Genomic DNA, 26,000 nt, shown 5'->3' with positions numbered 1-26,000 from the left:
TGTCAGAGGAGATGAGTTCCGTGGTGAAAGAACCAGAACAAAAACGCTCGGAAGTTCAAAAAAGAAAAAATCAAAATGTCCATCCCAAACAGCGTAAATACTTTACTTTATTTTTACTTTTAATTGTTATAATACTTGGAACCTTCTTCTTCTACCTAGGACGTATCTATACAGATGCACAAAAAATGACTGCTAAAATTTATAGTTCAAGTAATATTACAAAGGTTCGCAATACCCAGACATTGCTTAAGGAAGGAAAACCTATTTCTATTCTTCTAATGGGAACTGATACAGGTGCAGTCGGAAGAAACTTTAAAGGTCGAACAGATACAATGATTGTTTTGACACTTAATCCGCAAGAAAAGAAGATGACAATCGTTAGTCTTCCACGTGATGCCCTCGTAGCCGTGACTGGATTTAAGCAGTACTATCCTAGCAAACTAAATTCTGCCTATGACTATGGCGGTTCGGGCACTGCTGTCAAAACTGTTCAAAACTACCTAAATATTCCAATTGATTTTTATGCAACAATTAACATGGGTGGACTTGAAAACTTGGTTAATGCAGTTGGCGGTATTACCATTAAACCACTATTAACCTTTTCGTACGATGGACATTCATTCGTCAAAAATAAAGAAACACAGATGGATGGAAGTGCCGCACTTGCATATGTCAGAATGCGTCACTCAGATCCTTTAGGTGATTATGGAAGACAAGAAAGGCAACGACAGGTACTAACTAAAGTTGCATTAAACGGTTCTAAATTGAAATCTTTAATGACTGAAAAGTTTTTCAAAGAAATTCAAAAGCAGTTGAAAACAGATATTAGTTTTAACGATATGTTACTACTTGCACTTAAATATCGTGTTGCAACCCATAATATGACATCAGACCACTTACAAGGTGACGCTGATTTAATATCAGGCATTTCATTTGAAGCAGTTCCTGAGACTGAAAAACAACGTATCACAAATTTAATTCGTTCTTCCTTGAATCTCGAAGAAAGTACAACAGGTGACACACTTTCAAATTCAAGTAGTATCGATATAACTCAAAAATAACTATTTTCTGTGTACCAAAGTCATTCCTACTGAACAAAACAAAAACCCACCAGAATGTATATTTTGGTGGGCTTTTGTTTTTATTATGTGCTTACACAAATTAATCGATCGCGAGACCGTGCAAAAAATTAAATTTTTCTGACTTATGTCATTCGTAGATACACACAGTTCTCCGAGTTCCGTTTGTTGTTATCTTGATAATTGTACAATTGTGATGTGCTAGACAAAATTTATAATTGTTTATCTGAACACCTCGTAATAGATGAATTGGAAGATTATTTCATTTTATTTATAAAATGCTATTGGTAATCACTACATGATTGTAAAGAAAAATTATACTTGTTCGAATTTTCTTTGACGTAATTCAATTATTGAATCACATTTTTGAGCAACATCAAATTCATGAGTAACAATCACCACGCATTTATTTTGTTCATGTGCAATTTGCTTGAATAGTTCCAAAACATCATTAGTACTATTCTCATCTAAGTTTCCTGTGGGTTCATCAGCAACTACAAACCTTGAATCACAACACATCGTCCGTGCAATTGCTACTCTTTGTTGTTGACCACCAGACAGTTTCGTTACCTTCCTTTTAGCATTGTCTTCATCAATACCTATTCTATCCAGCAAATCTAAAGCAAATTTGCGATCACCTGCATGTTTTGCTCCAGTAATTGCCATCGCACATAAAAGGTTATCTAGTGCAGACATATAGGTTAGAAGATTATACGATTGAAAAACCATAGAAACACATTTTTTTCGATAATTCATTAACCCAATTTTTTTAAGTTCCTCACCTTCAAACTCAATCGTTCCACTTTTAGGTGTGTCTAGCCCTGCTATCAATGACAAAAATGTTGTCTTCCCAGATCCACTTTTTCCAATTATCGCATACAATTTTCCTGCATCGAATTTTAAATTAATATCCTCGAATAATTTTTCATCAGCATTATCATACCAATATGCCAAGTTCTTTGTTGTTATCATATTTTTGCCTCCTATAAAATCAAAATCTTCTTTGGTTCTAATCGTAAGACATTAATTGTCCCTGCTAATATAGCTACCAAAATTATTATTAATCCAAATCCAAATAATTCTAATATGGAAACTGCGCTAACTGATACTTCTAAATTGGCTACACTTTGTTGGTTGCTGAAACCTGAGTTTTGGCGTAAAGTACCACCATTACCATTGGGAGTCCCACCTTGCGTATTACCACCACCACTTGGCATCCCACCTTGACTTTGACCATTTCCAATTGTCATTGTTGTTGATGATGTTGATGTTGACTGTGAAACAAGTTGCTTAGACATGTAGTTCCCAACAAATCCACCGCCTATAACAGCGATAATTGTAGAGAAGATTAAAACTACAAACATTTCCGTGAAAAACTGCGAGATAACTTTCACCCTTTTTTCACCCATTGACAATAGTACGCCAATCTCATATCTTCTTTCACGAATCATCAAAATCACAATTAATGCTAAAATGATCGTTCCTGCAATACTTACTAACCACACAATTTTATTAGCAAATGATTTAACATTGTTTAATGGTGTCAATAATGATTGATAGGTGCTGTCATCTGTTGTTAAAGAGAACTTAGTAGTATTAATTAATTTCTTAGCTTGTTTGATAAATGAACTAGCCTTTGCTGGATTACTCATTGTAAAGGTTACTGATTCGGCTTTTCCAGTCGTACCTTTAACCTTATTTACATACTGTGCTGATGTATAAATAGTGTTACCTGGATCAGATTGTCCCATCCCAAAACTGGAACTGGCCGTATTAGATGCTTTATATATGCCGACAACTTTTAGAATACGTACCTTACCGTTAGTATCTTTCACTTTAATCTTCGAGCCAACTTTCAGACTGTTATCTTTAGCCAATTCTTTTTCAATAACAACATTATTAGTATTGGCATCATTAACTGATATTCCTCGGCCTGAAATCAATTTTGCACTACTACTTGATAATACTGTTGAAGTACTTGATACACCCGATAATGTAATATCACCTTGGCTAGAACTTTGTTTTTGGCTATTTCCACCCATAGATGGCCCCGCTTGATTACTTGAGGACGTCTCAATTGCAGAAAATGATTTTGCATCTACAGTTGTACTATTTGTCACATTATAACTTTTAACATAACTAGATTTTGCCATTTTTTTGGCAGTATCAATGCTAACGCTTGGCAAGGTTATTGATTGTTTTTTGTTCTTTTGCTTTCTTATATTTTTAAATGCCTGTTCCCTATTTGCTGTCAGAGTAACAGTTGCATTTGAACTTTCTTTTGCACTTGCAATTGCACTTTTAGCAGCTGATTGAATAATAATTCCTGATAAAACAAAAAGTAATATTGCAGACATTACTAAAAGAAGTAATATTGACCTTCCCTTCTTTTCTTTGATGTTCAGAAAAGCTCGTTTAATAAAATTCATTCTTTCGCCTCCATGGTAAGAACTATGAATAAAAAAATGTTCATCGCTCTCTTATATTTTTGATAACCTAAAGTGACTTAGAGATTGATATTCCCTTGCACTTCATTAATATTAATTGGAAGTTGTGAACAAACTTAGAATGTTTCCCGACAAAAATTACGCTAAATTTAGTTAATATCATGAACTTTTCATATTTACTGAATTTAGAATGTTTCCAAATATCTTTCAACATACCACTAATTATAAATGTAATATTTTTTTGTAAGTAATTTCAAAATTTGCTAAAAATAAGTTAAACATAGCAAGGGGTTAGGCCAAAATATAACTTCTGACCTAACCCCTTAACTTCTAATGCCTGATTGTTATTCTAAAATAAGTCCTAGCTACTAACTCTGAGATAAAAAAGCCCATTGCAATCGCACCTGCAATCATCACAACTTGAACTAAGTCACTTATCGCTGCTAAATCATTGCCTACTGCAAAGTTTCTTACTGCTTTATATGCTTGCCCCCCTGGAACCAGTGGTACGAGGCTTGGAATATTAAATAAAATCATTGGCATCTTTAACCTTCGAGCCATAAAAATTGAGCTTAACCCAATCATCAAAGCCGCTACTGCATTTGCAAGCATTGTTCCCCCATTAGCACCTTTGATTAACAAATATGTAATCCAACCTAGAACACCTACCAAACCACAAGAATTTAGTGCTCTATGCGGAATGTTCACAATAATTCCAAAACCAAGTGTAGCTAAATAACTACAAAGTATTTGTATTACAATCGCCATTTCTTCACACCTTCTCATAAAAAGCGGAATACAAATGCAATACCCATACCTATTGCACCTGCACTCAACAAAGCTTCCATTGCTCGAGCCATCCCACTTAAAAAATGACCAGCAAAAACATCACGAACTGCATTAGTAATCGGAACTCCCGGGACCAAGGGCATAACTCCGCCGATTGTAATCATACCTATTTGTATCCCTAAATGCACATGAACAAAGAATACAGCAATGACCCCGATTAAAAAAGATGCCAAAAATTCACTCACAAATCTTATTTTTAGTTGATTATTAATTAGATAATAGCAACTATACCCTAATCCACCCGCAAAAGCTGTTGCTATCATGTCCTCTGAAGAACCTCCATACATTATCATAAGCGTTACGCTCACAACAACAGCCGCGATTAACTGTAACCAAAAAGAAAAAAATGGTGTCGAAATATTTAATTTTACCAAATTATCGCGAAACTCTTCTAGAGATATTTGTCCATCTTGAAAGGCTCGTGAATTTTGATTAACAAGCGAGACTTTTTCTAAATCTATTGTTCTTTTTTGAATGGGTTCAACTTGAGCAGAGCTTTGTTCAGGAATAGACATCAGTATACCCGTAGTTGTTTCAAATATCTTAGGATTATTTATGCCAGCATTGCGTGCAATTCTTGTTAGTGTATCATCAACTCTTGCCATATCAGCACCATTTTCAATCATGATCTTTCCTGCTAATAAAATGGTTTCAATAATAAGATTGTTCTTCGTCAAAAAATCCCACTACCTTTTTTCGAAAATTATCTAATATTACCGCGAAAATTGCAATTACTTTTTCAACTTAAAATAAGTTATACCCATGCTTAAACAAGTAAAAATCATAACTAACAGTACCATTATTTCAAAAAGAACATCATATGAGAACCCTCCTATTATCAATCCACCGAGTAATGGTCCCATTGCATGCCCAAGTGACGCAGAAATACTAACGAAACCTTGGTACTTTCCTCTTTCAGAGTCACTACTTAAGTCATCTACAATTGCCGGAATAATTGGAAATGCAATCACTTCACCAAAAGTTACTAAAACCATTGATACAATAAAGTGGGTGTAATCCCTAGCAAAAACCAGTGAAGTAAATGCAATTATAAAAATTCCATATCCTATATACACTTTCTTAAAATAATTAACTGGCTTTCTTCTATCAAAGAAAGCAATAATTGGTTGTCCAATTACAACTATTATCCCATTAATCGTCCATAAATAGCTATATTTATTTAACCCAATTCCCAATGATTGCATATAAACTGACAAGTTAGATTGCCACTGCGAATACCCAATTTGAATCATTAGATATGTCATTAACACTCCACCAATCACTAAAATATTACCAATCGGTGTTTTTTTATTTAATTTTCTCTTTGTAATACTTTTATTTTTAACAATCTGCGTATTTTCAAATGAATATTTGGTCGCTGCGATTAAGAAAAATATTATGTATAGTATAGCTGTCACTAAAAAAATATATCTGATATTTATGCTCACAACAAATCCGACAACTAAGGTACCGATTACTACTCCCAAATTGGCCATAAAGTACATCATATTAAAAATATAACTAGCATCGAATTCTTTTATAGATGCAGCTAGAGCATTGATAATCGTGTTAGCAATCGCACCTGTGAACCCATTTATTATTAATAACAATGGATAAGCTGGCCATCCATTACAAAAAATTAATGCAAGTAATGCAAGTGCCGACATTGCTATTGTAAATAACATCCAAAAATGTCCTTTACCATTATCGTAAAGTCTACCTCCAACATAACTTCCGACAATCATAATAAGTGACTCAATGAGTAACACCATACCTGCAAGAGCCAACGTTTTACCCAAATAATCATGCATGTAAACAGTCGTAAGCGGCCAAATAAAGCTCATTCCTGTACTTGATATTAGATTTCCAGCAAGTAACCAACCTAATTTTAATCTATTATTTTTCATCTCTCTCCCCATAAAAAAACGAAGTGAGACGGCTGTCTCACTTCGTACATTTTGACTTTAAATTAGTCTTTTGTAACGTTAACTGCTTGTGGTCCACGATCGCTTTCTTCAACGTCGAAAGTTACATGTTGGCCTTCATCTAAAGTTTTGAAACCGTCGCCTTGGATAGCTGAAAAATGAACGAATACATCGCTACCATCTTCGCGAGTAATAAAACCAAAACCTTTATCTGCGTTAAACCACTTTACTGTACCTTGTTCCATGAATAAACTCCTCCTTGTGCCCCTCGGCACTATTTAATAATAGTTGTAATTCTTGATCGGCACAAATGGGGAAAGTTATTTGAAACATTCTAACCACGGTAACCCATACAAAAATACACCCATAGTATACCATGCCATACTAAAAAAAGATAGTGTTCTACAATTATTTTACAAAAATATAGTGGGCAGCTTTAAAGCTAACACTCATTTGTTGACCTGTTTCTTTAATTAAAATTTTAATTGGCCCCTCAAAAGGTGCATGGTCAATTATTTTAAGCTCGTCACCAATTTGTAACTCAATATTATCTAAATACGTCAATAAATCATGATTATCAATAAAACGCTCAACTGTAACAAGCTCCCCATCCCTTGCTTCAGCTAACACATTGTGACTATCTTCTTCATAATCTCCGTTTTCAGTTGGAATCACTCCACCATGGGGGCAGTGGGTAGGATGATTTAAAAAGACATCTAGATGTTCCATCAAATTCTCACTTGCAATATGTTCAAGTACTTCAGCATCTGTGTGAACATCCTGTAACTTGTATCCCAAAGAAGATACCAAAAAAGTTTCCCATAATCGATGCCTTCTTATCAATCCTTCAGCTACATTTATTCCTTCTTTGGTCAAAGAAATACCCGCATAAGGTGTATGCACAGCCAATCCGTCTTTAACTAATTTAGTTACCATTTCAGTGACCGAACCTGCTGCAACATTTAAGCTCAATGAAATCTGCTTGTTCGAGACCTTTTTTTGAGTCCCTCCCAATTCAAAAATTATTTTTAAATAGTCTTCTTTCTTTGGTGTCAAACAGTTTCACTCCTTTTTTCACCCTTATAAATATTATTAAATGCATTCAAAATTCATTATAACAAAAAAATCTTTCTCTGCCAAAATAAATCTTACTACTGTAAAAAAACACTCATATCTTGTGGAAGGGCGCTGTATATTTTAATTTTTTGGTTTGTAAAAGGATCTACAAAACAAAGCTCACTTGCGTGTAATGCTTGCCTTTTTAAATCCGTTACATCTCCACCGTATAGCTCATCACCCAAAAGTGGATGACCAATTGAACTAAAATGCACTCTAATTTGATGAGTTCTACCCGTATGCAATTTTACTTTTATTGCTGCATAATTATCACTTTGAGTCTCTAACCAATATTCAGTAATTGCTCTTTGTCCATCAGGCATAACTTGCCTATTAATATTAGAGCCTACCCTACCAATTGGAGCATCAATAATATCATGTGTTTTTTTTATTTTTCCTTCCACAATTGCTAAGTACTTCTTTTCAAAATTACTAGGTTCAACTTTATCAATCATTGCTTGAGCTATTTTATTTTTTGCAATTAACACAATTCCACTTGTAAACCGGTCTAATCTTGTAATAATATGCGGCACAGTATTTTCTTCTTTTTTTGCAATCAAATACCCTTTAACATAGTTAACAAGGGTTGTCTCGCGATTACTAGGGCCAGGAACTGTTGTCATTCCTGCTGGTTTATTAATAACTAGCCAATTTTGATCTTCATACAAAACATCTAATTCACCTTTGGCAGCTACTACAGATTCATTATTTTCTTGCGGAAGTATTAGCGAAACTTGTTGTTTTGTTAATACTTTTTGGGATAATTTGCAACTTATCCCGTCGACTAAAACACTTCCTTCACCACGTCTTACTTGGCTTAAAAGTCGTTGACTTATCCCTTTTTCCAACAATACTTTTTTTACTGTTTGTTCATTTTTTTCATTTATCCAAGTAAATTTCATTTTTAAATCCTATCTCAATCTTTTTTTGAATAACCCTAAAATAACTAGTATTATTCCAGTTACAACTATCCATAAGCCATAATTTTGAAGCTGACTAAATGTAATTTGTAATAGGCTCCCGATTAATCCACTTGCTTCATCAGCCATATTTGCAATCTTATCTGGAATTTCTGAATTACTAATTAAAAAAGTAAGCCCCGCCAATATCAGACCACTCCATATTGCAGAAATCCCCCAATAATGTATTACTCTAAAAATATTTCGATCATGAACTATCAAAAATAGCGAAAGAATTATCAACAAAGTAATCCCAATAACAAAAATCAAATTATTTACTTTCTTAACATTTTTTATCACCTTAGATAATTTACCAGCAGGAGTTGCTGATATTTTAGAAGTAATATACGAACTCATGGTACTTAAAAAAGTATTTTGTATAGACTGATATATTACATTCTCAGTTGAAATACCTAAATTTGATGCTTTTTTCTCCAAATTTTCACCAATTTGTTTTTTAATTAAAGAGCCCTTTATTAGTTGCTTTTTCCCTGCATAAATATTTCGTGTCACAACTGCTAAATCTTTTTTTACTTGTTTTTCAGTCACCAACCCCGATGTCAAAGAAGTTGGTATATTGTTTTGAGACGCCAAAGCAGCCACAACACTATTTAGTGTACTTGTGGCTTGCTTTACATAGACAGGTCTAGTAACCTGAGCAACTGCTATTTTTGAATTTAATATTGTATTCTTTAAACCGTACGATCCAAAAGTCATAATTATTGCAATTCCGAGAAAAAAAGCCAAATATCTACTAATACTTCTCCCGGGTTCATTCGAATTTCTTTTACCCTTTGTTCGTCTGTATAATTGTCCTGGCTCAATCACTATATTACACACCTACCTTTTAAGCTACTAATTCTTTCAATATCAGTATAACTCAAAATAATAGATAATTGTTAATTGCTATTCATTCTTAATTTTGAATTTTTGAGTAACTTTATAACTGCCAAACGTTGCAATTATCCCGGTTATTATCGCTGTAACAAATGGCATTGTAGGGTTCCATTTTCCATCTGCATTCCCAGGGGTGATTCCAAAAATAAATGTCATCATCTGGCCCATATTTTTCATAATTACATGTGCACTTTGATTTTGTGTAGCAATAGCAATCCAATTAATAAAAACAATTCCTACTACAAAAAAGCCAATAAACGTATAAACTTTAGTTTTTTTACTAAAAAGGCTGAAAAAACTTCCTACAAAAGTTGCAATAATTGTTACTACTGACGTTGAAATAAGTACAAAGCATAGCCCTAAAAAGGAATTTGTAGTCGAACTAGTAAAGTATTTACCATAGAGCAGCATGTACATTGAGCCATTTTCCCATGTATGGTTTGTATAAGGGTTTAACAGTGAAATTATTATTCCTAACAACTGTCCAAGTAAACTCAACCCCAAAAAAGAAAATAATCGAGCCTTCCAGTAAGTTCTCCTTGAAATCCCGTTTTGAATCAATAACTTAAAATCATTATATGGAAAGAGTGCTAAACAAGGAATAATAAATGCTAAAATTGAGCCGACATAAATATCTTTAAACGAACTTTTCAACGAAAATTTAGAAATATCAAAGCCGTTAAACATCCATGGAAAAAATATAAAAGAAAATGCCATCCAAAAAATTACGACTCCAAGTTGTTTTAATATATGCTTAAAAATATAAGTAGTTACACTAACCTCTTTTGTTGTCATCATTTACTAGCTCCCCCCTTAACACTGATATTAGTGAGATTTACAAAAAGCTTTTGTAAGTCCATTCTCTCGATAGAGACTGTATCCGGTAAAATACGTTTATCATCAAGACTCCCGTAGATGTAATTACCATGAATACTACCTAGATTTTCTTGCCCTATGATATTTAGCCCTTGACAATAATTATCAACATCTTCTTTAGGCCCAGCAATCAGGTATGCCTTATCCAAAATAGCTTCAACATCCCCATCAACCACGATTTCACCTTGATCAATAATGAAAACATGTTCAAGAATATTTGTGATTTCTTCAATCAAATGCGTTGAAATTAAAAAGGTTTTTTGTGTTTTAACATAGTTGTCAACTAGCTCCCGGTAGAATAGTTCCCGATGATTTGCATCAAGTCCCAGAATAGGCTCATCTAAAAATATATACTTTGCTGGAACTGCAAGTGCAATAATTAATTTGAATATACTTCGATATCCCGTTGAAAGCTTACCAAACTTTTGAGATGTATCCAATCCAAATTTATCTGCCAATTCCTGCGCATACCCCAAATCAAATGCACCATAAAGTAATTCAGTATTCTTAAAAATAGCCTCAATCTTCATTCCTTCCGGATATAAGTTGCGCTCACTCATTAAATACATATTTCCTAGTGCATTATCATTTTCAAATACACTCTCTCCATCCAAAAGTACCTCACCAGAATCAGAAAAAATCCGGTTAGCAATGATACTTAACAATGTACTTTTACCAGCACCATTGCGCCCTAGTAATCCATATATTTTACCTGCTTCCAGCTCAAAATTAATATCTCGCAAAACCGTTTTCTTGTTAAAAACCTTTTTTATATTTCTAACTTCAATTCCCATAACTATCAAAACCCCCGTTTGATTAAGTCTATCAACTCGTCTTCTGATATCTGTAATCTTTTGGCCTCGGCAACAACTTGAACTATTTTATCTTCAAAAAATAATTCACGTCTTTTTATCACAACTTTTTCATATGCACCTTGCGCAACAAACATCCCAATTCCACGTTTTTTTTCAATTAGTCCACTTGTTACAAGCAAATTAATCCCCTTTAAAACAGTCGCAGGGTTAATGTGAAAATCTCTTGAAATTTCTGTTGTAGACGGAATTTGTTCTTTTTCTGAATAATTTTTTGTAAAAATCGCTTCTTCTATCTGGCTAGCAACCTGTAAATAAATTGGTTCTGCACTGTTAAAATTAAAATGCATCTTTTTCACCTCATTGTCCATAAAACGCAAAACCAAGAATACAAGCAATCGTCATTTATTGTCAACCTTTTCTTTTTAAAACAATTCTTTGATACATAAGGAAAACTAACAAATAATATCCTAGATATAACACAGCAAAGATTGAAAATGGTACCCAAATTCCATAATAAGGATTGATTAACATTCCTTTAAATAAATTCAAACCAACTAAGACATGTGCCACACCTAAAATTGCTGGTAAAATAAATAGTATTGCAATTTCTTTGGCAATCGCACCTCGTAACAGCGTTTTGCGCACCCCTAATTTTTCAAGCATTTCATACCTTTTGACATCTGCAAATGCACCCGAAAGTATCTTAAACATCAAACAACTTGCCAACATTGCTAAAAACCCAATTCCAAGAAAAATACCCATAAACTCAAGTCCAGCATACAAAGGCTTCACAATATAAATCTTTGCATCATAATTTCCTTGGATTGCTTTTGCATGATCCTTTTCCTTACTTTTGGCAAATTCAATTCTAGATATTTGTGAAAAAACACCCTGTGCACTGTACGTATCTTTTGCCCTAAAAAAAAGTGCTGATTGTGTTGTACTTTGGACTTTTTGAAATGCTTTGGAGTCTATAATTAAAACTTTAGCATTTGGTTGAGTACTTGTAGTAAATTCTTGCAAATCATATATATTTTGTTTCAACTGTTTAACACTCAGCTTCGTATAAGAAGACGTAAAATCTTTACTATTAAATTTAACGGTTTCAAACGGTTGACTAGCAAACTGTGTCTCATCAAAGTAGACTATGTTTCCAACAACTTTATATGCATATTTAGCCTTTTTTTCAATTTTTAATTGCTTCATCAATGCTTTTTGCTTGGTTGTGGGCTGAAACAGTGCAAAAGTATAGGCACTTTGCGAATCAGCAGTTTTTTCTGTGATATTGTTAAACCCAATTCCTGTTGTAATGGCACCCAACGCTAGTGCCAACAGCATTGTAACCCCAGTTAATATTTTAGTGTAATCATGTATTCTAAATTCCAATTGTCCCAATGTAAAGCCATTTAGTTTCCTTTTTGCCAAGGATGTTTTCCGTAAAAAGCTAATTCCAACAGTAACAATCGAATTGAAAACAAAGAAGGTTCCAAATGCTATAGTGAATAAACTGATTGGAATTGTTTTTACGCCATATTTCATGGGATTCATTATCACCCAGTAACCTACACTGAGTAAGACTAATCCTAGTAGTGCTTGTAATATTTGAAGCGGCATTGATAACTGCTTTCTAGCTATCTTTTGTTGACTTTTCAATAACTTAAGAGCAGGTTTTCTTGTCATTAAAAATGCATTATATATTGCAGCTAAGAAAAACAATCCTAGATATAAAACTAATGTCCACAAAATTGCTTTCCACCAAATTGGCTCATAAAATTTAGCAGTCAATCCCAGTGCTTTAATAACAATATTTTGCATCCCAGTACTTAAAATAATTCCAACAATAATTCCCATAATTGTTGACATGAATCCAATTATCATTGTTTCAAGCCAAATTAATTGCCCAATTTTTTTCTTACGTGCTCCTAACATCATAAAAAGTCCATAATCTCGTTGACGCATACTCAATAGAAAGTTATTAGCATAATTAATATAAACAAATGTGATTAACATTAACAATATTGATCCGAAGGTAAATACATAACCAATCGCACTAACAACTGAACCGTTTGCTTTCAAGTATTTTCCATTTGTAGAAAGTGTCTCAAATAAATAAAAAATTGAACTTGAGATCACTAATCCTGAAAAGAGTACTAAATAATCTTTCCAGCGATTTCTTACCCCATTAAGTGCCAATTTCTGTAACATGAATAATTTCTCTCCTTTATTGTTCAAATGTTCCTAAAAGATCTAAAACTTCTTGATAGAAGTTACTTCGACTTTGGCTTTCAGATTTCACAAGTTCTCGTTCAATTTTTCCATCTTTAATGAAAATGATTCGTTTACAAAAACTAGCTGAAAAGGCATCATGCGTAACCATCAAAATTGATGTCCCCATTTTTTCATTAACTTCTGTCATTAATTCCAATAATTCACGTGCTGATTTCGAATCAAGTGCCCCAGTTGGTTCATCACCAAACAAAATAGCTGGTTTATGTACTAGCGCTCTAGCACATGCTACTCTTTGCTTTTGTCCTCCTGAAAGTTCTCCTGGGTATTTCTTCAATAAATCAAAAATTCCAATTTCACTAGCAACCTTTACTATAATTGAATCAATTTTTTTTGCAGAAACCCCTTGTAAAGAAAGTGGTAAGGCTATATTTTCTGCTGCAGTAAGATTTTCAAGTAGATTAAAGTCTTGAAAAATAAATCCAATTTTACTTGCTCTAAAATCTGCCAAAGAATTGCCTTTTAATTTTGCGACTTCTTCATTTTGAATCTTAACAGAGCCACTTGTTGGCTTATCAAATGTTGCTAACATATTTAATAATGTTGTTTTTCCAGAACCTGAAGCACCCATGATGCCAACAAATTCACCATTCATAACATCAAAGCTAACTGATTTCAAAGCTTCATACTGACGTTCACTTTTTTTGCCATAAATTTTTTTAAGATTTTTTACTTCAATAACTGTTTCTTTCATTTTTTATCCTCCACACGTTAATTTGTTAGTTGGTTAATCACTCATGTAACTAACTATATCACTGAGAAATGTCTGCGTCAAATTTTTGCTATCTTTTTTCTATAAAAAACACCTTACAAGTGACCTTTTCAGCCTGTTTGCAAGGTGTTCCCATTCATTATTGAAGTTTTCAAGTATTTGCTATCTTATATCATAATTAATTATTTTACTTCATCTTACTTGCCCGTTTAAAACTTTTTATAATTCCAATATCATCAGTCTGAAGAATCAAGCTCGCATATAAACTACCCACATACCTTGCTAAGAAGAAAGCAGAAAGAACCAATAACCCTAAAGATAGCAATAGTTGGAATATACTTACATTCCCGTAGATTAACCTAATCGGCATAAAAAAAGAAGACAAAAAAGGAATAAACGATGCCCATTTTACAATTAAGTTATTGGAATCTTGACCTAATGTTAATGCTCCAAAAAAGCCAAGCATTACAATGTACATCACTGGTTGAATTGCCTTTGAAACATCTTCAGGTCGAACAACAAGTGCACCGCATAATGCAGCCAAAATCGTAAATAAAATAACTCCAAGTAATACATAAAGTAAATTGATAGAAACTAAATTAGTAATAATTTTATTAATTGTATCTTGATATTCGGAAAAAATTCCCTGCGATATTTTCAATTTTGGCATAATAAAGTAGCACAAACCTCCACCCAACGTGTAAATCAATAAATGGGTCGCAATTACGGCAAAAGTTCCCAAAATTTTACCGTAAAAATAGCTTTTGGCCGGCATACTTGAAAAAATCATCTCCATAATTTTAGTACCCTTTTCTGAAGCTATATCTTGAGCAATTGCAGATGTATAGATTATTAGAATGAAGTACATCAAAAAAATTATAAACACAAAAGAAATCGTTTTGATTGTCGCATCAGAAGCCCCTTTTGCTATTATTTTTTGTTTCAAAATAGGTTGTTTTGAAAATGATTTTAACTGTTGTGAAGTAATTTTGGCAGTTTGTATATTCAATTCCTGTTGCTTTTGTTGAAGAAGTTGACCAAATTCTTTTAATTGTTCACTGTCCATCTTTTCTTCACCAACATATTTTGCAATAAATTGACCATTTCTTTTTTCTAAAACCAAATATCCTGCAATTTTTTCTTTATCTAAGGCTTTTCGTGCATCTTTTTTTGTTTGATAAACCAATGTTGTTTTTTTCTTATCATATCTAAACTGACTTGCAATTTTTCTATTTGATGAAACTATAGCAACCCTGTCAGAGGTATTATCCCCCAGTCTACTACTAGCATAACCAAACCCCAAAGATACAAAAATAAAAATAAATGGAGATAAAACAAGCAAAATAAAACTCCAGCTCTTGACCTGTCTTCTATATGTTTCCATCAGCACCAATATTATTTGCTTCATCTTATCTTCTTGCCTCCATTTTAAAAATTTCATTTAAAGTTGGCGGTTGTTGATCAAATGTCTTTACATATTTTCCACCTGTAATTATGTTGAAAATTTCTTCACCATATTTTTCATCTTCGATATCGAGTTGATAAGTACCATACTTAGTCTTTTTAACACTCGTTACATGGTCTATGCTTTGTAATTGTTCCATACTTAAATTTGTTTGTACGAATATTTTTGTACTTCCAAAGCTCAACCTAATTTCCTGAATCTCACCATTCAAAACAATCTCACCATTACTAATCATAATAAGCTTGTCGCACAACTCTTCAACATTAGTCATATCATGATCAGAGAATACAATCGTTGCCCCACGTCTTCGCTCATCGAGTATAATTTCCTTCAATAAATCTGTATTGACCGGATCAAGTCCACTAAACGGTTCATCCAAAATAATCAATTTAGGTCTATGTATTAATGTACATATGAGCTGGATTTTTTGTTGATTTCCCTTAGACAAACTTTTTATTTTATCATCTGGTGAACCTTTAACTTCCAATTTATCCATCCATATCAATAATTCTTTACGTATTTCTCTAACTGACATCCCCTTTAAACTAGCTAAAAATCTAACTTGTTGAAAAACTGTCAACTTAGGCATCAAGCTTCGTTCTTCCGGTAGATATCCGATTTCTCGATAAACATCCTTTGTAATAGGTTCACCATTAAATAAAATTTTCCCATCAAAATTTATAAATTTAAGAATACTATGAAAAATCGTTGTTTTCCCTGCTCCATTTTTTCCAATTAATCCTGTTATTTCATGAGAGTTTGCACGAAAACTGAGTCCCTTCAACACTTTTTTGTTTCCAAAATTTTTCTCAAGTCCTTCAACTTTTAACATTAAATCCCCCCTGAACTTTTTCTCACTAACTACACTTTAACTAAATTAATTATAAATTTCACTCGTTATTAATAAGTGTTCTTCGAATATTGTCCAAAATAGCTTGCTGCAATTTATTGAAAACATGTGACCTTCTATAAGCTATACTTGTCACAAACATTGGAACATCAGTGTCTAACAGTTCAACCTTGACAATATCTTTACGAATTGGATTAACAACTGCTGTCAAAAATCCAATTCCTACACCATCAGCGATTAAATTCATTAGACTGTGCGTACCATTTGACCTAAAGACAATATGTGGGCGAAAATGATTACGAGCAGCAAGTAGTTCAAACGCTTGATTATGTACAAATCCATTTTTAAATAACACAAAATCTTCACCTTTTAAATCCTTAAACCAAACCTTTTCTCTTTGCGCTAGCGGGTGACTTTTAGGGACAAATATTCCAAATGGCTGACGGTCAAATTCCTCCGTTATTATTAATTCATCACTCAAAGGATCAATTGAGCCCAAAAGCGCCATATCAATTTCTCCATTTTGCAAGGCCTTTAAAGTTGTTTTTGAACCATACTCCATTGTCTGAATCTTATCTAAAAGTCCATTTTCCTTTAAATCTTTTGCAACATTCGGAAAATAATTATTTTCAATAATCGGTGGTAACCCTAATGACAGCATCTTCAAGCGACTGCTTGTAATCTCTTTTTTCACTAAATTGTAATGCATCAACATTCTTTGTGCGTGATTAAGCAACTGCGCACCACTATCAGTAATTAAAAGTTTTCCTTGTGCTCGGTGTCTAATTATCAAACGCGAATTAACTTCTTCTTCCAACCTTTGTAAAGCAAATGTAATTGTAGGTTGACTAACTCCAAATTCTTTTGCAACCTTCGAAAAATTTTTAATTTCAGTTAACCTTATAAAATATTCAAGATCTTTTGTATTCATAAAAAGGGCCCTCTTTCATCATCAGACTAAGCTTTTTTAATCCATTATAAGAATTTCTTATTAAAAAAATATTTTTTGACTATAAAAAACCACTAGGTATATTCTATGTATATCTTAACAAAAGAAAGGTCTGAAAGACATGGGAATGAGTATCATTAACGATCCATTTAAAAATAAAGGAACAGCTTTTACTTTAGAAGAACGTAAACAATTTGGATTAGAGGGGCTTTTACCCCCTTACGTCCAAACGCTTGAGCAACAAGTTGCACAAACATATGCACAATACCAAACAAAAGTATCTGATCTTGAAAAGCGTCTATTCTTAATGCAAATATTCAATGAGAACCACGTACTTTTCTACAAGCTTTTTAGCCAGCATGTTGTTGAATTCATGCCAATTGTGTATGATCCAACTATTGCTGATACTATTGAGAATTATAGTGAACTTTATGTCCAATCACAAAATGCAACTTTTTTGTCTATCGATAATCAAGATATCATTGAAAACTCACTAAAAAATGCTGCTGATGGGCGTAATATCAGGCTTATTGTAGTAACTGATGCTGAGGGTATTCTTGGGATTGGCGATTGGGGAACAAACGGTGTAGACATTGCTGTGGGTAAATTGATGGTCTATACTGCGGCAGCTGGGATTGATCCAAGCCAAGTTTTACCTGTTGTTTTAGATGCAGGAACAAATAACGATAAGCTTTTAAAGGATCCTCTTTACCTTGGTAATCATCATAGTCGGATTACGGGTGATAAATACTATGAATTTGTTGATAAATTTGTTGAAACAGCAGAGCACTTATTCCCTAATCTTTATTTACATTTTGAAGACTTCGGGCGTGATAATGCTGCTAACCTTCTTAACAAATATAAAGATAAAATCACAACTTTTAATGATGATATCCAAGGTACCGGAATTATTACTCTTGCAGGGATATTAGGTGCCTTGAATATATCTAAACAAAAAATGACTGACCAAATATATCTTTGTTTTGGTGCCGGAACAGCTGGAGCAGGTATTACAAAGCGAATTTATGACGAGTTTATTCAAGAAGGATTATCTGAACAAGAAGCTCGTAAACACTTCTATATGGTAGATAAACAAGGTTTATTATTTGATGATGATACGACGCTTACACCAGAACAAAAACCATTTGCACGTTCAAGAAATGAATTTTCAAATGCAGATGAGCTCACAAATCTTTTGGCTGTAGTTAAGGCAATTCATCCAACTATTCTTGTTGGAACATCGACACAGCCTGGTACATTCACTGAAGATGTTATACGTGAAATGGCTGCACACACAAAACGTCCAATTATCTTCCCATTGTCTAATCCTACAAAACTGGCAGAAGCTAAAGCCATTGACTTAATCCAATGGACTGAGGGTCGTGCTCTTGTTGCTACAGGTATTCCCGCACCTGATGTCGAATTCAATGGTGTGACGTATCATATTGGTCAAGCAAATAATGCTCTTGTCTATCCTGGACTTGGTCTAGGAATAATAGCTTCCACTGCAACTGTTTTGAATGATGCAATGATTTCAGCTGCTGCTCATTCACTTGGCGGTATTGTAGATCCTAAAGAAGCTGGGGCAGCCGTTTTACCACCTGTTTCTAAATTAGACCATTTCTCAACTACTGTAGCTTTAGCTGTTGCTGAAAGTGCAAAACTCCAAGGCTTAACAAGAGAAAAAATCGATGATGTTGCTTCTGCAATAAATGATGCCAAATGGGCACCTGAATATTAAGGAGGCTTCAGGCATTTTGGTTACCAAAATAAATTATAAGAAGTTTATTTCTCCAATTGTTGTAGCTCTAATCATATGGTTGGCAACTCCCTTACGACCAGAAAGTGTTTCTATTGTTGCATGGCATATGCTTGCTATTTTTGTAGCCACGATTATTGGCTGTATTACACAACCACTACCAATTGGCGCAGTTGCTATAATTGGTTTTACAATAACCGTCATCACCCATGAGGTAAATATTGACACTGCAGTAGCCGGTTTTGGTAATAACAGTATTTGGTTAGTCGCTATGGCATTCTTTATTTCTAGAGGATTCATCAAGACTGGTTTAGGTAGAAGGATTGCCCTTGGGTTTGTAAGAATTTTTGGCAAAAAAACTTTGGGATTAGCTTACTCCTTGATTGGCGTTGACCTAATTTTAGCTCCTGCAACTCCTAGTAACACAGCTCGTGCTGGTGGTATCATGTATCCAATTATAAATTCATTATCTCGTTCATTTGGCTCTTCACCAGATGATAATACACAACGTAAAGTAGGATCATTTTTAACTTTTGCTGAATTTCACGGAAACATGATTACCGCTGCAATGTTTTTGACAGCAATGGCTGGTAACCCATTAGCACAATCACTAGCAAAAAGTTCACACATAAATATTACTTGGATGGGTTGGTTTCTTGCGGCGCTTGTTCCAGGAATTATTAGTTTAATTCTAGTGCCTTTTATCATTTATAAACTCTACCCGCCAGAAATTAAAGAAACACCTAATGCAAAAGATTGGGCAGATGAACAACTTGCAAAAATGGGAAAAATGTCCCTATCTGAAAAATTCATGGCTGGTATTTTTGTTGTGGCACTGCTTCTTTGGGTCTTAGGAGGCACATTAAATATTGATTCCACATTAACAGCCTTCATTGCTTTATCGCTTCTATTGTTAACTGGAGTTCTTAGTTGGAGTGATATCTTACAAGAAAAGGGAGCTTGGAATACACTAACTTGGTTTTCTATTTTAGTAATGATGGCCAATGAATTAAATGTTTTAGGCTTTATTCCTTGGCTAAGTAAAGCCATTGCAACAAGTGTTCATGGCCTATCTTGGCCCTTAGTTTTAGTAATTCTTATTTTATTTTACTTTTACTCCCATTATCTCTTTGCAAGTGCAACCGCTCATGTTAGTGCAATGTATTCTGCATTGCTCGGTGTCGCTGTTGCTGCAGGAGTTCCTCCTCTATTAGGAGCTTTATTACTAGGCTTCTTTGGTAATTTGTTTGCATCCACTACTCATTACAGTAACGGTCCTGCTCCTATTCTTTTTTCAGCAGGTTATGTTTCTCAAAAAGATTGGTGGAAACTAAATGCTATTCTTGGCCCAGTCTATTTAATCGTCTGGTTAGGCCTTGGTAGCTTATGGATGAAACTCTGCGGTGTTTATTAATACTGCTCTATCCTTTTTCCTGTTGTTAGATTACTATTTTTGTAATCTAACAACAGGTTTTTTTATGCAAAAAAAGCCCTAAGTCTTTCTACCAGAAAAAATCCATCTCTATTCATCTCTTTAAAGAAAATAACTTCAAATTTCGAATAAATAAATTTAATTATCCATCGAATTTGCCAAAGAACCATTAACTCCTATTTTCATACTCACTAGTTATAAATAATATTTAACGAATAAATATTCACTTTATTATACAAAGAAAAAAGTTGTACGCGATTAATTAAATAATAAAAAATGCGCTTTCTATAATTTTAATTAGGTTTTGGTTATATTCTATTTAAAAAAACCTGAAAACCCGGTATTTTATTAATTAAGGACTTAATAAAAATCAAAAATTATAATCTAAGAATAGTATAAAAAATCAGTTAGTTGATTTTAAACCATATAATTTAACTTTTCTCAGTTCTACTTTTTCTTAGCAAAAATTAGAGGTGTTACACTTGATAACTTATAAATATAATTTTATTCCTGCAGGCGAACAAGCTCTCCATATTGTTTTCCCTGAACAAATTAATATCTCAGAAAATCAATTAATTCAGGAATTAGCTTCACAGTTGAGAGATTCTTATGAAGATGAAATCACAGATATCGCACCTGCTTACCGTACTCTAACAGTTTACTTTGATATCAGAAAAACGAATTATTTTAAATTTAGCAATAAGTTGAAAAAATTTCTTGTAAATTATACTTTGGAGAAAAAAAATACTTATGGCAGAACCTTCGAGATTCCAGTCTGTTACGATCTTGAATTTGGTATCGATTTAGCAGATGTTGCTTCTTTTGGTAAGTTAAGTATCCCAGAACTAATTGAAATTCATTCTAGTACTCGATACTTCATTTATATGATGGGCTTTTTGCCTGGATTTGCATTTATGGGTAATGTTCCAGACCAAATTGCCATGGCTCGCCTTGAAGTTCCCAGATCTTCAATCGCACCAGGAAGTGTTGCTATTGCAGGTAAGCAAGCTGGTATTTACCCTGTTGCATCTCCTGGTGGATGGCGCATTTTAGGTCGAACACCTGTTACTTTATATACTCCCGACAATCCATTACCTCCATTTCAAGCTGGTGATTCGATCAAATTCAAACAAATTACTCGGGCCGACTATGAAGCTATCAAGGAACTTGATGCTCATGGTGAGTATCAATTAAAGGTTCTTTAATTAGGAGGAGGTAAAAATGACAAACATCGAGATTATTAATCCTGGTTTAGCCACTACAATACAAGATCTTGGAAGAATTGGTCATCAAGCACAAGGTATTCCAGTATCAGGTGCTATTGATCAATATGCACATCGTCTTGCTAATCTTTTAGTAAATAACTCAGAAAAAGCAGCAACCCTTGAATTTAGTATTCTTGGCCCAACTATCAAGTTTTTTGCCGATACTTTTATCGCAGTTACTGGTGCTGACTCTTCTCCCATGCTCAACAAACTAAAAATCAATCTAAATACCACCTATTCAATAACTAAAGGTGATGTTTTACACTTTTCACCGATGTCAAAAGGACGCTTTGGTTATATTTCATTTGCAAATAACGGCATTCAAGTTGCGCCTGTTTTAGATAGTCGTTCAACCAATACAAGGGTTAAGCTAGGTGGTTATCACGGTCGTCTTCTTATAGCTGGAGATAATTTAAAAATTAATGAATGCTACACTATGCCTAGTTTGACTAATAGAATAGCAGAGGAGCAGACCTTAACGAATAATATAATTCATTTTATTAAAGGTCCACAATGGTCTCTTTTTTCCGAAAATGCTAAAAAAGCATTTCAAAATGAAGCTTTCAAAATTTCTGCACAAGCTGACCGAATGGGTTTTCGTTTGGATGGGCCAACTTTAGAAATACCTCAAAAAAATATGCTTTCGGAAGGAACTGTCTTAGGAAATGTTCAAATTACGAGAGCTGGACAGCCAATTGTTTTATTAGCTGATCGGCAAACTGCCGGTGGATATCCTGTAATTGCAACAATTGCCGCTACCGATTTAAGTAAATTTGTACAGTTTGCATACAATACCCCATTATTTTTCAAAGAAATTTCAATTGAGGATGCTACTACTAAATTACGAGAAAAATATCATTTCTTAGATAACTTTGCAGATACTATTTTTAAAAAAAGGTATCAATATCCGATTGGCCCTATTAGGAAAGCAAGTAAAAAAATTGAAAAACTACTCACTAATAATCAAAGGAGCGTTATGTAATGAAAATACCTGATTTAGATGAATTAATTAACAAATTTCAAGATGCCGGACTAACACATTTAGAGATACGAAATGGTGATGAAGAAGTTATTCTAAAAAAAGAATTACCAGTTGAAATATCTACTCCAAGTTCAAATACATCTTCCCAATCAGTTACTTCACAAGAATCAACCTCAACAAATAAAAATATTACGATTGATGCACCTTTTGTTGGTACATTTTACACTTCGCCAAGTCCTCAAGAAGAACCTTTTGTTAAGGTTGGTGACCAAGTAAAAAAAGGCCAAGTCGTCGGCATTATTGAAGCTATGAAAATGATGACTGAAGTTAAAGCTGATACCTCAGGTACCGTTACCGATATTTTAGTTGCTAATGAGAATCCCGTTGAATATGGCGAAGCTCTGATTGCAATTAAGAAATGAGGTGAGTTTTTTTGAAAAAAGTTTTAATTGCTAACCGTGGAGAAATTGCAGTACGCATTATCAGAGCATGCCATAATCTTGGGTTAGAAACTGTAGCCATTTATTCAACTGCTGACAAGAACAGTATGCATGTACAACTAGCAGACGAGGCAATTTGTATTGGACCAGCCGAGCCTAATAAAAGTTATCTTAACATTCATGCAGTAATCGCTGCTGCAGAAGTTACAAAAGCGGATGCCATCCATCCCGGATATGGATTTCTATCTGAAAATGAAGAATTTGCAAGAAAATGTGAAGAAGAAAAAATCATTTTCATTGGTCCAAAAGCTAGTGTTATTGCGTTGATGGGAGAAAAAGCAAGAGCTCGAGAAACAATGCAAGCTGCTGGAGTGCCAGTCGTCTTAGGTGGAGATACCGAATTCACAGACTTAACAAGTGGTTTAGCATACGCAAAAAAAGTTGGCTTCCCCGTTATGTTAAAAGCTAGTGCTGGTGGTGGTGGTAAAGGTATGCGTGTAATCAATGATGAAAAAGAATTCCCCACAGAATTTAATTTGGCACAAAATGAAGCACAGCATGCTTTTAATGATAATCATATGTACTTAGAAAAGTACCTCCCAAACCCTCGCCATATTGAAATTCAAATAGTTGGTGATCAGCAAGGTAATGTAATTGCTGTTGGTGAAAGAGATTGCACAATTCAGCAACATCATCAAAAAGTTATTGAAGAAGCTCCTGCAATCTCTCTTTCAGAAAAAACTCGCCAAAAAATGTTTGCAGTTTCCATCAAGGCTGCCAAGCAAATCGGCTATGTAGGTGCAGGTACCATGGAATTTTTATTGGATGATCCTGAACATTTTTATTTTATGGAAATGAATACTAGGATTCAGGTTGAACATCCAATCAGTGAACTTACAAGTGGACTTGATCTTGTTGAATTACAACTACTAATTGCTCAGGGGCACTCGTTATCATTTGACCAATCTGCTTTTACAACTAATGGTTTTGCTCTTGAATGCCGTATCAACGCTTTGAATGCTGGCAAAGTTACTTCATTACATCTTCCTGGTGGTTATGGTATCAGAATAGATACTGCACTCTATCAAGGATACGTTATTCCACCCAATTACGATTCAATGATTGCTAAAATTATCGTCTTTGCATCCACACGAAAAAAAGCGATTACCTTAATGAAAAATGCACTTGATGAAACCGTAATATCTGGAATCAATACCAATCTTGACTTCTTAACACAATTATTAAATGAACAGGATTATATTGAAAATAATACTGATATTAATTGGTTAGATAAATTAACAAAATTAGAGTAATTTTAGGAGGCGCGTGATGGAATCAATACCCAACATTGCATCTTTAAGTCCTGTCGAAATTCGCAAACTGATTCGAGCAGGAAAATTCACAAGTCCTACAAGTGGTCTGGCAAACGGATATACTCAAGCTAACTTAGTAATTTTACCAAAAGAACTTGCATATGATTTTTTGTTATTTACACAACGAAATCCCCGACCCTGCCCTGTTTTGGAGGTAAGTGATATTGGAAGCCGAAAGTTACATAAATTTGCAACAGATGTTGATCTTGCAAACGATTTTCCAAAGTATCGAATCTATCGTAACGGTGTCTCTACTGGTGAAGTCACAAGTGTTGAGGATTACTGGCAAGATGATCTTGTAAGCTTTCTAATCGGATGTAGTTTTTCATTTGAATCAGAATTAATCGCTGCAGGCATCGAAATCCGGCATATCACTGAAAACGTAAACGTTCCAATGTATAACACTTCAATTCCACTTGAATCCGCTGGCAAATTCCATGGAAATATGGTTGTCAGTATGCGCCCTATTCCAGAAAACCAAGTTGTTACCGCAGTAAACGTTACTGCGGCAATGCCAAAAGTCCATGGAGCCCCTATTCAAGTTGGAAATCCCAAAGCAATTGGGATTAAAGACATTTCAAAACCTGACTATGGCGACATGGTTTCCATCAAGCCAGGTGAAGTCCCAGTGTTTTGGCCTTGTGGCGTTACACCACAAAATGCCATTATGCAGGTAAAACCTGATTTCGTGATTACTCATGCGCCAGGACATATGCTGATAACAGATATTAAAAATACCGTTTTAAAATATGAATAGGAGTTGGTTTTAGTGACACAAATTGATATGAATAGTGATCTTGGTGAAAGTTTTGGTCGATACTCATTGGGAAAAGATAAAGAAATAATTCAATTAGTAACTTCCGTTAATATTGCATGTGGTTTTCATGCAAGTGATCCCGATGTTATGGCTAAGACAGTTGCCTTGGCAGAAGAAGCTGGTGTTGGAATTGGAGCACATCCTGGCTATCATGATTTACAAGGATTTGGCAGAAGAAATATGAATTTAACTCCTGAAGAAGTCAAAAATTTGGTCATCTACCAAGTTGGCGCTCTTCAAGGGTTTACTTCTTCCAAAAAATTGCATCATGTCAAACCGCATGGTGCTCTATATAATATGGCCGCAAAAGATTACGATCTTTCTGTCGCAATTTGCAAAGCCATTAAGTTTGTTGATCCAAATCTTCCTATCTATGCGCTTGCAGGAAGTGAGACTGTGCGTGCTGCACAAGCAGTTGGTATTCCCTGTGCGCAAGAGGTTTTTGGAGATAGAAATTATTTACCCGATGGTAATCTCGTCCCTAGAAGTGAGGCAAATGCTGTTATTACAGACCCAATAGAAGTTGCTGCCCACGTAATTGAAATGGTGGAAACCCAATCTGTTACTGCGATTGATGGTTCAATTATTCCACTAAAAGCTGATTCTGTGTGTGTACACGGAGATAACGCTGCTGCTCTTGCAATTGTTGCTAATCTACGTAAAACACTTCAGAACAATAAAATTGTGCTTCAGGCATTTTAAAAAAA

At 34.2% G+C, this 26,000-nt stretch carries 26 protein-coding genes; 9 read left to right on the top strand and 17 right to left on the bottom strand.

All coding sequences use genetic code 11. From position 1 onward, the window contains the following. Positions 1-11 precede the first annotated feature (11 nt). Positions 12-1,061, top strand: coding sequence for an LCP family glycopolymer transferase (locus tag FC80_RS09250; protein ID WP_057829855.1), 1,050 nt, complete (start codon positions 12-14; stop codon positions 1,059-1,061). A gap of 333 nt (positions 1,062-1,394) precedes the next feature. On the opposite strand, the gene FC80_RS09245 is transcribed toward FC80_RS09250, so the two are convergent. The 17 genes from FC80_RS09245 to FC80_RS09165 form a co-directional block, all read right to left on the bottom strand. Then, positions 1,395-2,051, bottom strand: a complete 657-nt coding sequence (locus FC80_RS09245) for an ABC transporter ATP-binding protein (protein ID WP_057829854.1) — start codon at positions 2,049-2,051, stop codon at positions 1,395-1,397. An 11-nt stretch (positions 2,052-2,062) separates the two neighbouring features. Then, positions 2,063-3,508, bottom strand: coding sequence for an ABC transporter permease (locus FC80_RS09240; protein WP_057829853.1), 1,446 nt, complete (start codon positions 3,506-3,508; stop codon positions 2,063-2,065). A gap of 348 nt (positions 3,509-3,856) precedes the next feature. Next, a complete protein-coding gene (locus FC80_RS09235; RefSeq protein WP_057829852.1) occupies positions 3,857-4,294 on the bottom strand; it encodes a threonine/serine exporter family protein in 438 nt (145 codons plus the stop codon). A 14-nt stretch (positions 4,295-4,308) separates the two neighbouring features. Further along, positions 4,309-5,052: a threonine/serine exporter family protein gene (locus FC80_RS09230; protein WP_057829851.1), complete on the bottom strand. Its 744-nt coding sequence runs from the start codon at positions 5,050-5,052 to the stop codon at positions 4,309-4,311. 54 nt (positions 5,053-5,106) lie between these two features. Next, on the bottom strand, positions 5,107-6,282 hold the full coding sequence (locus FC80_RS09225) for an MDR family MFS transporter (RefSeq protein ID WP_057829850.1): 1,176 nt from the start codon (positions 6,280-6,282) through the stop codon (positions 5,107-5,109). A 62-nt stretch (positions 6,283-6,344) separates the two neighbouring features. Beyond that, positions 6,345-6,545, bottom strand: a complete 201-nt coding sequence (locus FC80_RS09220; RefSeq protein WP_003689193.1) for a cold-shock protein — start codon at positions 6,543-6,545, stop codon at positions 6,345-6,347. Positions 6,546-6,708: 163 nt separating this feature from the next. After that, the gene (locus FC80_RS09215; protein WP_057829849.1) at positions 6,709-7,356 is read right to left on the bottom strand and encodes a metal-dependent transcriptional regulator; all 648 of its coding nucleotides are present in this window, start codon (positions 7,354-7,356) and stop codon (positions 6,709-6,711) included. 95 nt (positions 7,357-7,451) lie between these two features. Next, the gene (locus tag FC80_RS09210) at positions 7,452-8,318 is read right to left on the bottom strand and encodes an RluA family pseudouridine synthase (RefSeq protein ID WP_057829848.1); all 867 of its coding nucleotides are present in this window, start codon (positions 8,316-8,318) and stop codon (positions 7,452-7,454) included. Positions 8,319-8,327: 9 nt separating this feature from the next. Beyond that, positions 8,328-9,203, bottom strand: coding sequence for a hypothetical protein (locus tag FC80_RS09205; protein ID WP_235807270.1), 876 nt, complete (start codon positions 9,201-9,203; stop codon positions 8,328-8,330). A 78-nt stretch (positions 9,204-9,281) separates the two neighbouring features. Then, entirely contained in the window at positions 9,282-10,070 is a 789-nt protein-coding gene (locus FC80_RS09200) for a hypothetical protein (protein WP_057829847.1), read from the bottom strand. Next, positions 10,067-10,942, bottom strand: coding sequence for an ATP-binding cassette domain-containing protein (locus FC80_RS09195; RefSeq protein ID WP_057829846.1), 876 nt, complete (start codon positions 10,940-10,942; stop codon positions 10,067-10,069). Before FC80_RS09195 ends, FC80_RS09200 begins: the two co-directional genes overlap by 4 nt. Before the next feature lie 5 nt (positions 10,943-10,947). Beyond that, positions 10,948-11,310 (bottom strand): GntR family transcriptional regulator, encoded by a 363-nt coding sequence (locus FC80_RS09190; protein ID WP_083486970.1) that lies wholly within the window; start codon positions 11,308-11,310, stop codon positions 10,948-10,950. Between the two features lie 61 nt (positions 11,311-11,371). Further along, a complete protein-coding gene (locus FC80_RS09185; protein ID WP_057829844.1) occupies positions 11,372-13,168 on the bottom strand; it encodes an ABC transporter permease in 1,797 nt (598 codons plus the stop codon). Between the two features lie 16 nt (positions 13,169-13,184). Continuing rightward, on the bottom strand, positions 13,185-13,943 hold the full coding sequence (locus FC80_RS09180; protein WP_057829843.1) for an ABC transporter ATP-binding protein: 759 nt from the start codon (positions 13,941-13,943) through the stop codon (positions 13,185-13,187). A 205-nt stretch (positions 13,944-14,148) separates the two neighbouring features. Continuing rightward, entirely contained in the window at positions 14,149-15,369 is a 1,221-nt protein-coding gene (locus FC80_RS09175) for an ABC transporter permease (RefSeq protein WP_057829842.1), read from the bottom strand. A gap of 1 nt (position 15,370) precedes the next feature. Next, positions 15,371-16,258 carry an ABC transporter ATP-binding protein gene (locus FC80_RS09170; protein ID WP_057829841.1) on the bottom strand — a complete coding sequence of 296 codons (888 nt, stop codon included), beginning with the start codon at positions 16,256-16,258 and terminating at the stop codon, positions 15,371-15,373. A 58-nt stretch (positions 16,259-16,316) separates the two neighbouring features. Continuing rightward, positions 16,317-17,207 (bottom strand): LysR family transcriptional regulator, encoded by an 891-nt coding sequence (locus tag FC80_RS09165; RefSeq protein WP_057829840.1) that lies wholly within the window; start codon positions 17,205-17,207, stop codon positions 16,317-16,319. Between the two features lie 130 nt (positions 17,208-17,337). Between FC80_RS09165 and FC80_RS09160 the strand changes: the two genes are divergently transcribed. The 8 genes from FC80_RS09160 to FC80_RS09125 all read left to right on the top strand — a co-directional run bounded on the left by FC80_RS09160 (position 17,338) and on the right by FC80_RS09125 (position 25,995). Then, a complete protein-coding gene (locus FC80_RS09160) occupies positions 17,338-18,966 on the top strand; it encodes a malolactic enzyme (protein WP_420806310.1) in 1,629 nt (542 codons plus the stop codon). After that, positions 18,941-20,398, top strand: a complete 1,458-nt coding sequence (locus FC80_RS09155) for an anion permease (RefSeq protein WP_235807269.1) — start codon at positions 18,941-18,943, stop codon at positions 20,396-20,398. Before FC80_RS09160 ends, FC80_RS09155 begins: the two co-directional genes overlap by 26 nt. A gap of 491 nt (positions 20,399-20,889) precedes the next feature. Continuing rightward, positions 20,890-21,621, top strand: coding sequence for a 5-oxoprolinase subunit PxpB (gene pxpB / locus FC80_RS09150; protein ID WP_235807268.1), 732 nt, complete (start codon positions 20,890-20,892; stop codon positions 21,619-21,621). A gap of 16 nt (positions 21,622-21,637) precedes the next feature. Beyond that, a complete protein-coding gene (locus tag FC80_RS09145; RefSeq protein WP_057829836.1) occupies positions 21,638-22,663 on the top strand; it encodes a 5-oxoprolinase subunit C family protein in 1,026 nt (341 codons plus the stop codon). Next, positions 22,663-23,085: an acetyl-CoA carboxylase biotin carboxyl carrier protein gene (gene accB, locus FC80_RS09140; protein WP_057829835.1), complete on the top strand. Its 423-nt coding sequence runs from the start codon at positions 22,663-22,665 to the stop codon at positions 23,083-23,085. The genes FC80_RS09145 and accB overlap by 1 nt, the downstream gene beginning before the upstream one ends. An 11-nt stretch (positions 23,086-23,096) precedes the next feature. Then, complete coding sequence (locus FC80_RS09135) at positions 23,097-24,416, top strand: acetyl-CoA carboxylase biotin carboxylase subunit (protein WP_057829834.1); 1,320 nt, start codon at positions 23,097-23,099, stop codon at positions 24,414-24,416. A gap of 16 nt (positions 24,417-24,432) precedes the next feature. After that, on the top strand, positions 24,433-25,233 hold the full coding sequence (locus FC80_RS09130; protein ID WP_057829833.1) for a putative hydro-lyase: 801 nt from the start codon (positions 24,433-24,435) through the stop codon (positions 25,231-25,233). A gap of 12 nt (positions 25,234-25,245) precedes the next feature. Beyond that, positions 25,246-25,995: a LamB/YcsF family protein gene (locus FC80_RS09125; RefSeq protein ID WP_083486969.1), complete on the top strand. Its 750-nt coding sequence runs from the start codon at positions 25,246-25,248 to the stop codon at positions 25,993-25,995. Positions 25,996-26,000 lie beyond the last annotated feature (5 nt).

This window comes from Liquorilactobacillus cacaonum DSM 21116 (genome assembly GCF_001436735.1).
Classification (GTDB): domain Bacteria; phylum Bacillota; class Bacilli; order Lactobacillales; family Lactobacillaceae; genus Liquorilactobacillus; species Liquorilactobacillus cacaonum.
Note: the sequence above shows the minus strand (reverse complement) of the source record. Positions and strands in the feature narration are given on the sequence as shown.

What these genes read in the sequence shown, in the direction of transcription:
- FC80_RS09220 (WP_003689193.1), bottom strand. Translation starts at nt 6,545, where the DNA reads ATGGAACAAGGTACAGTAAAGTGGTTTAACGCAGATAAAGGTTTTGGT.
- FC80_RS09190 (WP_083486970.1), bottom strand. Translation starts at nt 11,310, where the DNA reads ATGCATTTTAATTTTAACAGTGCAGAACCAATTTATTTACAGGTTGCT.
- FC80_RS09175 (WP_057829842.1), bottom strand. Translation starts at nt 15,369, where the DNA reads ATGAAGCAAATAATATTGGTGCTGATGGAAACATATAGAAGACAGGTC.
- FC80_RS09250 (WP_057829855.1), top strand. Translation starts at nt 12, where the DNA reads ATGAGTTCCGTGGTGAAAGAACCAGAACAAAAACGCTCGGAAGTTCAA.
- FC80_RS09225 (WP_057829850.1), bottom strand. Translation starts at nt 6,282, where the DNA reads ATGAAAAATAATAGATTAAAATTAGGTTGGTTACTTGCTGGAAATCTA.
- FC80_RS09200 (WP_057829847.1), bottom strand. Translation starts at nt 10,070, where the DNA reads ATGATGACAACAAAAGAGGTTAGTGTAACTACTTATATTTTTAAGCAT.
- FC80_RS09165 (WP_057829840.1), bottom strand. Translation starts at nt 17,207, where the DNA reads ATGAATACAAAAGATCTTGAATATTTTATAAGGTTAACTGAAATTAAA.
- FC80_RS09155 (WP_235807269.1), top strand. Translation starts at nt 18,941, where the DNA reads ATGCCAAATGGGCACCTGAATATTAAGGAGGCTTCAGGCATTTTGGTT.
- FC80_RS09245 (WP_057829854.1), bottom strand. Translation starts at nt 2,051, where the DNA reads ATGATAACAACAAAGAACTTGGCATATTGGTATGATAATGCTGATGAA.
- FC80_RS09235 (WP_057829852.1), bottom strand. Translation starts at nt 4,294, where the DNA reads ATGGCGATTGTAATACAAATACTTTGTAGTTATTTAGCTACACTTGGT.
- FC80_RS09240 (WP_057829853.1), bottom strand. Translation starts at nt 3,508, where the DNA reads ATGAATTTTATTAAACGAGCTTTTCTGAACATCAAAGAAAAGAAGGGA.
- FC80_RS09170 (WP_057829841.1), bottom strand. Translation starts at nt 16,258, where the DNA reads ATGTTAAAAGTTGAAGGACTTGAGAAAAATTTTGGAAACAAAAAAGTG.
- FC80_RS09180 (WP_057829843.1), bottom strand. Translation starts at nt 13,943, where the DNA reads ATGAAAGAAACAGTTATTGAAGTAAAAAATCTTAAAAAAATTTATGGC.
- FC80_RS09145 (WP_057829836.1), top strand. Translation starts at nt 21,638, where the DNA reads ATGACAAACATCGAGATTATTAATCCTGGTTTAGCCACTACAATACAA.
- accB (WP_057829835.1), top strand. Translation starts at nt 22,663, where the DNA reads ATGAAAATACCTGATTTAGATGAATTAATTAACAAATTTCAAGATGCC.
- FC80_RS09130 (WP_057829833.1), top strand. Translation starts at nt 24,433, where the DNA reads ATGGAATCAATACCCAACATTGCATCTTTAAGTCCTGTCGAAATTCGC.
- FC80_RS09210 (WP_057829848.1), bottom strand. Translation starts at nt 8,318, where the DNA reads ATGAAATTTACTTGGATAAATGAAAAAAATGAACAAACAGTAAAAAAA.
- FC80_RS09185 (WP_057829844.1), bottom strand. Translation starts at nt 13,168, where the DNA reads ATGTTACAGAAATTGGCACTTAATGGGGTAAGAAATCGCTGGAAAGAT.
- FC80_RS09195 (WP_057829846.1), bottom strand. Translation starts at nt 10,942, where the DNA reads ATGGGAATTGAAGTTAGAAATATAAAAAAGGTTTTTAACAAGAAAACG.